Source organism: Micromonospora sp. URMC 105 (genome assembly GCF_051386295.1).
GTDB lineage: Bacteria > Actinomycetota > Actinomycetes > Mycobacteriales > Micromonosporaceae > Micromonospora.
Window position 1 is genome coordinate 43655 of the sequence record NZ_JBPQTL010000037.1, and the last position, 8197, is coordinate 51851.

Annotated in this window: 9 protein-coding genes; 5 read left to right on the plus strand and 4 right to left on the minus strand. The window is 74.4% G+C overall.

All coding sequences use genetic code 11. The annotated features are described in order from the left end of the window. The first annotated feature begins 44 nt into the window (after positions 1 to 44). From ACSNN7_RS14715 to ACSNN7_RS14725, 3 genes are all read left to right on the plus strand, one after another. Positions 45 to 371: a CU044_2847 family protein gene (locus ACSNN7_RS14715; protein WP_334454212.1), complete on the plus strand. Its 327-nt coding sequence runs from the start codon at positions 45 to 47 to the stop codon at positions 369 to 371. Positions 372 to 441: 70 nt separating this feature from the next. After that, the gene (locus ACSNN7_RS14720; protein ID WP_436681319.1) at positions 442 to 2982 is read left to right on the plus strand and encodes a trypsin-like peptidase domain-containing protein; all 2541 of its coding nucleotides are present in this window, start codon (positions 442 to 444) and stop codon (positions 2980 to 2982) included. Next, a complete protein-coding gene (locus ACSNN7_RS14725) occupies positions 2979 to 4358 on the plus strand; it encodes an extracellular solute-binding protein (RefSeq protein ID WP_436681320.1) in 1380 nt (459 codons plus the stop codon). The genes ACSNN7_RS14720 and ACSNN7_RS14725 overlap by 4 nt, the downstream gene beginning before the upstream one ends. A gap of 37 nt (positions 4359 to 4395) precedes the next feature. Here ACSNN7_RS14725 and ACSNN7_RS14730 read toward each other — a convergent pair whose 3' ends face one another. From ACSNN7_RS14730 to ACSNN7_RS14745, 4 genes are all read right to left on the minus strand, one after another. Next, positions 4396 to 5445 carry a lytic polysaccharide monooxygenase auxiliary activity family 9 protein gene (locus ACSNN7_RS14730; RefSeq protein ID WP_436681330.1) on the minus strand — a complete coding sequence of 350 codons (1050 nt, stop codon included), beginning with the start codon at positions 5443 to 5445 and terminating at the stop codon, positions 4396 to 4398. Positions 5446 to 5576: 131 nt separating this feature from the next. After that, positions 5577 to 6053, minus strand: a complete 477-nt coding sequence (locus tag ACSNN7_RS14735; protein ID WP_436681321.1) for a GNAT family N-acetyltransferase — start codon at positions 6051 to 6053, stop codon at positions 5577 to 5579. Between the two features lie 70 nt (positions 6054 to 6123). Then, positions 6124 to 6381, minus strand: coding sequence for a Prokaryotic metallothionein (locus tag ACSNN7_RS14740; protein WP_436681322.1), 258 nt, complete (start codon positions 6379 to 6381; stop codon positions 6124 to 6126). A 132-nt stretch (positions 6382 to 6513) separates the two neighbouring features. Next, positions 6514 to 7032, minus strand: coding sequence for a pyridoxamine 5'-phosphate oxidase family protein (locus ACSNN7_RS14745; RefSeq protein WP_436681323.1), 519 nt, complete (start codon positions 7030 to 7032; stop codon positions 6514 to 6516). 146 nt (positions 7033 to 7178) lie between these two features. On the opposite strand from ACSNN7_RS14745, the gene ACSNN7_RS14750 reads away from it, so the two are divergent. Together ACSNN7_RS14750 and ACSNN7_RS14755 are read left to right on the plus strand one after the other, a co-directional pair. Beyond that, positions 7179 to 7454 carry an isoamylase early set domain-containing protein gene (locus ACSNN7_RS14750; protein WP_436681324.1) on the plus strand — a complete coding sequence of 92 codons (276 nt, stop codon included), beginning with the start codon at positions 7179 to 7181 and terminating at the stop codon, positions 7452 to 7454. Positions 7455 to 7595: 141 nt separating this feature from the next. Continuing rightward, positions 7596 to 8197 (plus strand): lytic polysaccharide monooxygenase auxiliary activity family 9 protein (locus ACSNN7_RS14755; protein ID WP_436681325.1); only part of this gene is annotated, 602 nt, incomplete at its 3' end.

The window sequence follows — 8197 nt, forward strand, 5'->3', positions numbered from 1 at the left end:
ATCACCGTAACTGTCGCTGCGGTGCGGATCCGTCTGGAGGCCAGGTGTCTCAGCTCGTCGAGTTCCCGTTGGACGGCGGTGGCGCGGTCCGGGTCGAGATCGGCGACGAGGAGGGCGTGGTCCCGGTCGGGCGGGCCGGCGACGTGGTGGCGCGGGCCCACCAGACGCTGGAGTCCGCGCTGGCCCAGTTGCGGCCGGTGACCGACGCCGTCCTGCGCAACCTGCGTGACGCCGCCGAGCCGCCGGACCGGGTCTGTGTGGAGTTCGGCGTGAAGCTGGCGGCCAAGGGCGGGCTCGTGGTGGCCAGCGGCACCTCGGAGGCCAACCTCAAGGTGCAGCTGGAATGGAACCGGGCCGACCCCGCCGCGTGAGCCGGCGGCGTCGGACGACCGCGTGATGCCCGGCGCGACGGGGCGCCCTCCGCAGCGGCCGGAGCGCCCGGTGCCCGGCACGGCGACGCTCGCCGTGGCCGCCGTGCACGACCGGGCCGGCACCGTCGTCGGCGCGGCCTTCCTGATCGACTCCGCCCGGCTGCTGACCTGCGCCCACGTCGTGCAGGCGGCGCTCGGTCCGGAGCCGGTGACGCCCGGGCCGGCCGACCCGGTCCTGGTGTCGCTGAGCTTCCCGCTGCTGGCGCCGGGGAGCCGCTGGACCGCGTTGGTGCTGCCGCAGCACTGGCAGCCGGGGCGGCCGGACGGCTCGGGCGACTACGCGGTCCTCCAGCTCGTCGCGCCCGCGCCCGACGGGGCCCGGCCGGTCCGGCTGGCCCGCCCCGGCCAGGCCGGCACCCGCGACCGGGTCTGCCGGGTCTTCGGCTTCCCCCGTGCCCTGCCCGAGGGCCGCTGGTTCGAGGGGTGGGTGGTCGGGCCCATCGGGGGCGGCTGGATCCAGCTGGCCAACCGCAGCGACTCCGGCTACCAGATCGAGCCGGGTTTCTCCGGCGCACCGGTGTGGGACAGCCGGCTGCGCTGCGTCATCGGCATGGTCGTCGCGGTCGACCAGGTGGTCCGGCCGCAACCGGCCCGCCCGGCCGCCTTCATGATCCCGATCCGCCGGCTGCCGGTGCCCGACCAGCACGGCCGGCCCCGGGTGCTGCCGCGCTGGCGGCAGCCGTTCAGCCGGTGGCGCACCGGCCCCGCCCCGGCCGCGGCCCGCTGGTCGCCGCGGTCCCGGTCCCGGGTCGCGGCGTTCGTGGTGGCCCTGCTGGCGGTCGGCCTGGCCGCCGTGCCCGAGCCGCTGGGCGGCTGCGCCGGACCGGTCGAGCTGCGGGTGGCCGCCGCCCCGGACGACCTGGTGACCTACCAGGCGGTGGCCGCCGCGTACGAGTCGTGGACGGCGGCCCGGGCGGGCGGCTGCCGGACCACCAACGTCTTCGTCTACCCGGCCGCGCCGCGGGAGGTGGCCCAAGGGCTCCAGCTCGGCTGGTCGGACTCGGCCGGCCGGCCGGCGACGGAGGCGGATCCGGGCACGCCGGGCTGGTACCCGGCCGACGTCGGGCCGCGCCCGGACGTCTGGTTCCCGGGTGCCGAGATGCCGTCGCAACAGGTGCTGAACCTGACCGCCGTCCGGGACTACCTGACGGTGGCCCGCTCGCCCCTGGTGCTGGGGGTGCCCCGCGCCCTCGTCGACCCCGCGCGCGACGACGCGGACCGGCAGCGTTCGCTCTCCTGGCCGGAACTGTTCGCCAAGGCCGGCCGGGGCCCGGGGGAGGAGCCGACGATCACCGACTCGGGCCGGCGGGTGACCGGCACCGGGTGGCAGGTCGTCCGTCCCGATCCGGCGGTGTCCCCCGAGGCCCGGATGGTCGACGTGGCGCTCTACGACGGCGCGCCCGACACGGCGTGGATCCGCCAGCAGGTCGAGCAGCGGCTGGAGGCGGCCCAGGACGGGCGGGGCTTCCCGCTGGGCAGCCTCGCCGCCGTGCTGTGCCGGCAGCGGCAGCTCGCCGCCGACCCGACCGGTCCGGTGCCGCCCGCGGTGATCACCACCGAGCAGGCCCTGGTCCGGTTCAACCTCGGTGAGCGGCTCGGCGACGGCTGCGTCGAGTACGGCCGGCCCGCGCCCGGCCGGTCGCTGGTGGCCTTCTATCCCGAGCTGACCCCGGGGGTGGATCACCGGCTGGTCCTCCTGCGCTGGCCGGACTCCCGGCAGAGCGCCGACGCCCGCGCGGCCGCGGACGACCTGCGGCGCTGGTTGACCGGGCCGGGGCGCGACGAGTTGCTGGCCCGGGGTTTCCGGGTGCCCGGCCGGGACGGCAGCGGGCCGGCGCTGACCGAGGCGAACGGCGTGCTGCCCGGCTGGCTGCTGGACAACCCGCAGTGGGAACTCGTCGACGGCGCCGACCTGCTCGCCCTGAACACGGCCGACCAGCGCTACCGGGAGGCCCGGCGGCCGGCCCGGGTGCTGCTGGCGCTGGACACGTCGGGCTCGATGCTGGCGGAGGCGGGCCGGGGCACCCGCTTCGACGTGGCCGTGGACGGTGTCGCCGCCTCGCTGCGCCGCCTCGGCGGCCGGGACGAGGTGGGCTTGTGGGCGTTCTCCACGGCATACCCGGGGGCCGCGGGACGGTTCCGGGACGTGGGACGGGCCGACCCGGCGCGGGACGCGGCCCTGCTCGCCGAGCTGCGGCGCACGGTGCCGGCGGGGGACACGCCGCTGTACCGGACCATCGACGCGGCGATCCGGGAGGTCCGCCGGCTGGGTGGCGGCGCCGACGAGTACCTGCGGGCCGTCGTGGTGCTCACCGACGGGCGGGACACGGCCAGCGGCGGCCTGGTGCCCCGGGTCGACGGCGACCCCCCGGTACGCCTCTACGTGATCGCCGTGGGCGAGGCGAGCTGCGACGACCGGGTGCGCACCCGCACCCTGCGGCAGACCGCCCGGGCCAGCGGCGGGCAGTGCGTGCAGGCCGAGGCGAGCACCGTGGACCGGGCCCTGACCGGGCTGTTCCGTCAACTCTGGGAGAAGGGAGCCGGCCAGTGACCGACCGGAGACCGGGCGGCCGGTCCGCGACCGCGCGTCGGCGACGCCGGGTGCCGGCGTCGTTCCTGCTCGGGGTGGCCGTCGGCACGGTGCTCGGCATCGTCGCGACGCTCGGCTGGTACGTCGCCACCCGGGAACAGCCGCTGGAGCACGGGGAGCTGGTGATTCTCAGCGGCAAGGACACCAGTTCCGGCGGGCAGCGGGAGGAACTGGTCAAGCTCTGGAACGTGCTGCACCCGCAGAGCCCGGCGCGGATCCGCGAGGCGCCGGTCACCACCGACCAGCAGCACAGCGAGATGGTGGGCATCGCCCAGGCGCAGGCGGCGGGCGCCGGGCCGGACCCGGACGACGAGGTCGACATCTACAACCTCGACGTCACCTTCACCGCGGAGTTCGCCGCCGCCGGTCACCTGCGGCCGGTCGACGAGGCGCGGCTGGCCCCGGGGCACCTCGACGCGTTCGTGCCGGAGGTGCTGGACACCTGCCGCTACCGAGGCTCGCTCTGGGCGCTGCCCTTCAACACTGACGCGGGCCTGCTCTTCTACCGTTCGGACCTGGTGACCGGCACCCCGCCGGCCGCACCCGGCGGGGTGCCCCGTTTCGACTGGGACGCCATCATCGAGCGGAGCGCGGCGCTCACCGGCGCGGGCGGCGCCGCGCAGCGGCCCGTCGCCGGGTACGTGGGACAGTTCGGCCCGTACGAGGGGTTGACCGTCAACGGGATGGAGCTGGTCTGGGCCGGGGGCGTCGACCGGCTCGTCGACGAGACCGAGAATCGGGTGATCTTCCAGCGGGACCGCTGGGAACGCCGGCTACGCGAGGTGGCCACGGCCCGGCGCGCCGGCCTGCTGGTGGGCGACGCCTTCACCGTCCCCGGTGACGAGGGGCGCAGCCTGCGCGACTTCCAGGAGGGCCGGGCGCTGTTCATGCGCAACTGGCCGGTCAACTACCGGGCGCTGGCCGCCACCGACGCGACCCCGGCGTCCCGGGTGCCCTTCGAGGTGACCCGCCTGCCCGGCCCGTCGGCGCTGGGCGGGCAGAACCTCGCCATCGCCAAGCAGACCCGGCAGCCCCGGGCGGCCCAGGCGCTGATCGAGTTCCTGACCCGGCAGGAGGCCCAGCGCACGCTCTTCACGGTGGGCGGCTTCGCCCCGACCCGGACGGACGTCTACGCCGATGCGGCGCTGCGGGAGCGGTTCCCGTACCTCGCGCTGCTCGGTGAGGCGGTCCGGGAGGCCCGGCCGCGGCCTCGGGTGCCGCACTACTTCCAGTTCAGCCGGGTCTTCCGGGAGGGTGTGCGGACCGCCCTGGAGGGAGACGGCACGCTGCCGGAGGACTTCGAGGCCCGGCTGAACCGGGCGCTGCGGGGCGGCTGACCGGGGCCGCGCGGGTGCGCGGCCCCGGCCGGCCGGTTCAGGTGGTCGCGGTGCAGGTCGGGGTCGGGTTCGCCCCGCTGCCGGAGCCGAGGAAGCCGAAGGACGTCTTCGCCCCGGCGGCCACCGAGCCGTTGTAGCCGGCGTTGCGGGCGGTGACCGTGGACCCGCTGCTGGTCACCGTGGCGTTCCACGCCTGGCTGACCTGCTGGCCGCCCGCGTACGTCCAGGTGACCGTCCAGCCCTTCAGCGCGGTGGCGCCGGCGGTCACCTCCACCTCGCCCTGGAAGCCACCGGACCACTGTGCGGTGACCCGGTAGGTGGCGGTGCAGCCCCCGGCCGGCGGGGTCGTCGGCGGCGGGGTGGTCGGCGGCGGGGTGGTCGGCGGCGTGCCGGGTCCGCCGCCGCCGAAGTCGACGTCGCTGCACAGGTAGTACGACTGGTCCAGGTGGCTGGCCTGCCAGATGGTGTAGACGATGTGCCGGCCGGTGCGGCCCGGTGCGCTGGCCGGCACCTGGATCGAGACGCCCTGGGCCTCCGGCGTCCACCGGCTCGCCGGGGTGTCGCCGATCTGGCCGACCAGTTCCAGGTCGCTCCAGGCCAGCGGCTTGCTCAGGGCGTTGAAGCCCTGCCTGGTCACGTACACCCGGATGTAGTCGGCGCCGTGACTGGCCTGGTCGTACAGCTTGATCCTGAAGTTGGTCGTGGTGGGCACGGTCTTCCAGGCGCCGACCGCGTCGAGCGCGTTGTAGCGGCCGCTGGCGGTGTGCCCGGCGCTGCACAACTGGCCGTCCGGGATGGCGGCCTGGTGGTTGCCGGCGACGCCCTCACGGAACAGGCCGTTCCAGTTCCACATGGCGTTCGGGTCGGCCTGCCAGGCCTGCCAGCACATCGGGTCCTCGGTGGCCATCTTCGGGTTCTGGAAGTCGCTGCCCCAGCGTTGCCAGCAGCCGTAGTTGCGCGACGCCGGGTCCACCACCGATCCGTGGGCGGAGGCGGACCGGGCCAGGGCGGTGGTGAGCAGCAGCGCGACGATCGCGCCGACGGCGAGCAGCGCCGCCACCAGTGGGGTGGGGCGTCTGCGCAGCAGGACGGACAAGGGAGCCTCCGGGGTGAGGGGTCGATCGACGACGACGCCCGGACGGCCGGGAGTTGCCCCCTCCCGAGCCCCTGCGCGGCTCCCGCGACGGCTCTGCCCCCGCAGGCTCCCACGGGAAAACGCTATCCGTCAATGTCTCCCGGGTGCCCGGGTCGGCTCTCCCGGCGCATCGGGACGTGCGGGATGCCGTCCTCGACGTACTCCGGGCCGGTCACCGCGAACCCGTGCCGGGTGTAGAAGCCGACCAGGTAGGACTGCGCCTCCAGCACGCACGGCCGGTCGCCGACCAGCCGCAGCGCCTCGGTCATCAGCCGGCCGGCGTGCCCGCCGCCCCGGGCCGCGGGCGCCACCACGACCCGGCCGATCCGCGCCGCGCCGTCCGGGTCGGCCAGGATCCGCAGGTACGCCAGCACTGCGCCGTCGTGCTGCAGCCAGAGGTGCCGGGTGCCGGGCTCGACGTCCCGCCCGTCCAGCTCCGGGTACGGGCAGTGCTGCTCGACCACGAACACGTCGATGCGCAGCCGGAGCAGGTCGTGGAAGGTGCGGGCGTCCAGGTCGGCGAAGGCGGCGACCCGGACGTGGGCGGTCTGCGTCGGCATCCCGCGATGGTAGGCCGGGCGGTGCGGCGTACCGCGTCGAACCCGGCGTGGCGCGGCCCGCGGGCGCCGGTCAGGCCGGGCGGGCCCCCACGGCGTCGCGGATCTCGGCGCCCTGGGCCTCCACGGCGCGGGCGCAGTGCGCACAGCAGAAGAACCGGCCACGGACCTCCACGCCGTGGCCGAGGATCTTGACCTCGCAGTGCTCGCAGATGGGTGCGAGCTTGTGCGCCGCGCACTCGAAGGAGTCGAAGGTGTGGGTGTCACCGCTGACGGTGCGCACCTCGAACGCCATCCAGTAGTCGTTGCCGCAGACCTCACAGGTAGCCACGATCGAAAACCCCCGGTATCAGGACAGGTGACACCTACAGTGGCGGCAGTGCGGGGTCCGCGGGGGCGAAATGCCGCGAGTCGATCCGGTCGGGCGGCGTTTCGCCCCGGCGTGTCCGAGTCAGGCGTCAGATCACGTGGCGGTGAGCTTGTCGACGTCGGGCGCGTAGACGCTCATCCAGTGCGGGTGCAGCCGGTAGTAGACGACGTCGTTGGCCCAGTCGAAGGCGTCGCTGCCGTAGAAGTCCTTGAAGTAGGCCAGCAGGTCCGGCCAGTCCGCGGCGGGCTCGCCGTCGCGGGGGTTGAGGATCTCCACCGTGCCGTGCGTGAACACGCCCAGGTCCTCGCCGCGCAGGTGCGCGACGCTGGCGGCGGGGCGGGCGGCGAGGTGGCGGGCCTTGGCGGCGCCGGGTGCCGTGCCGAAGTGCCACCTGCCGTGCAGGAAGTGCCCGTCCACGGCGCTGATCCGCGGCTCGCCCTGCGCCGTCACGGTGGACAGGGCGAGGACGCACATGCCGCTGAGGATCCGGGTGAGCTGCGCCGCGGTCAGGGTGCGCTCGGCGATGATCGAGCGCAGGTGCGCCGTGGAGCGGGCGAGGGAGGAGTCGAGCAGGTCCTGGAGCTCTTGAAGCTCTTCTGGTGTTTCGCGCATGCAGGTCATGCTCCGGCAAAAACCTGACGCCTTGTGTCACATCTCTTCGCCGGGCGAAATGCGCCGGCCGATCGGGCCGGGCGGCGTTTCGCCCCCGGCGAGTCGCGCGTTGGACCTGGTGGACCGCCTCGACCCCGGAGGATCACGTGATCAAGCGCAACAAGCTCTTCGGCAACCAGACCCGGGTCACCTTCTGCCTGCCCCGGGACATCCCGCCCGGCCCGGTCAGCGTCGTCGGCTGCTTCAACGGCTGGGAGCCCGGCCGGCACGAGCTGGTCGCCCGCCGCGACGGCACCCGGACGGTGACGGTCAAGCTGGGCCCGGGGGAGTACCGCTTCCGGTACCTGGCCAGCGGGGGTGTCTGGCTGGACGACGACTCCGCCGACCGGGTGGACGAGAGGGGCAGCCTGCTGCTGCTCTGACCGCCCGCGCGGCCCGCCCGACACGGAGCGCGATCCGCTGATGACCGTCGATAATTTTATTGACAGGCGTCTTTACTGTTAACAAACCTTAAATTATGTTGGATGACATCTTCATCAGGCCGAAGCCGAGGAGTTGTCATCATGCGTCGAAGAGTCACCGTCCCGATCCTGGCGGCGGGCGCCGTCGTGTCCTCGCTCGCCGTCGCCGCCCCCGCCCAGGCCCACGGCTACGTCTCCGGGCCGCCCAGCCGGCAGGCGCTCTGCGCCCAGAACCGGGTGCCCGACTGCGGGCAGATCAAGTACGAGCCGCAGAGCGTGGAGGGCCCGAAGGGGCTGCGCAACTGCCATGCCAACATCGCCCACTTCGCCGTCCTCAACGACGACAGCCGGGGCTGGCCGGCCACGTCGGTCGGCAGCTCGGTGACGTTCACCTGGGTCAACACCGCCCGGCACGCCACCAGCAACTGGGAGTACTACATCGGCGGCACCCGGGTCGGCGTCTTCAACGGCGGCGGCCAGCAGCCCGGCGCCACCGTGTCCCACACCGTCAACCTCGGCGGCTTCTCCGGACGGCAGAAGATCCTCGCCATCTGGAATATCGCCGACACCGCCAACGCGTTCTACTCCTGCGTGGACGTGCAGATCGGCGGCGGCAGCGGACCGGCGCCCAGCCCGACGCCGCCGCCCCCTTCGCCCACCCCGAAGGACACCCGGCACTGCGTCAACTCGCTGTCGATCCGGCT

Coding starts and splice junctions, on each gene's coding strand:
- ACSNN7_RS14735 (WP_436681321.1), bottom strand. CDS start 6,053: ATGCCGACGCAGACCGCCCACGTCCGGGTCGCCGCCTTCGCCGACCTG.
- ACSNN7_RS14745 (WP_436681323.1), bottom strand. CDS start 7,032: ATGCGCGAAACACCAGAAGAGCTTCAAGAGCTCCAGGACCTGCTCGAC.